This window comes from Mesorhizobium sp. M00.F.Ca.ET.216.01.1.1 (assembly GCF_004010325.2).
Taxonomy (GTDB): domain Bacteria; phylum Pseudomonadota; class Alphaproteobacteria; order Rhizobiales; family Rhizobiaceae; genus Mesorhizobium.
Map to the genome: position 1 here is coordinate 1 of NZ_SADR02000291.1, position 348 is coordinate 348.

Genomic DNA, 348 nt, shown 5'->3' on the forward strand with positions numbered 1-348 from the left:
GGGCAATCTACAGGGCCGCGGACGCCGAAGCCGGCATGAAGGCCCTGGAGGACTTCGAGGACGGCGACTGGGGACAGCGATATCCGGCCATCACCCAGAGTTGGCGGCGCAATTGGCAGCACGTCGTGCCATTCTTCGCTTATCCCGAAAGCGTGCGCCGCATCATCTATACCACCAACGCTATCGAGGCATTGAACTCCAAGCTGCGTCGCGCCGTTCGAACGCGCGGCCACTTCCCCAATGACGACGCGGCCATGAAACTGCTATATCTGGTGCTCAACCACGCGGCCGAGGAATGGAAACGACCGCCGCGCGAGTGGTTCGAGGCCAAGACCCAGTTCGCCGTCG

1 protein-coding gene is annotated in these 348 nt (G+C 62.6%); it reads left to right on the forward strand.

Translation table 11 applies throughout. From position 1 onward, the window contains the following. Nucleotides 1-348: transposase (locus tag EN859_RS36150; RefSeq protein ID WP_189502530.1), on the forward strand; the 348-nt coding region annotated here is incomplete at both ends.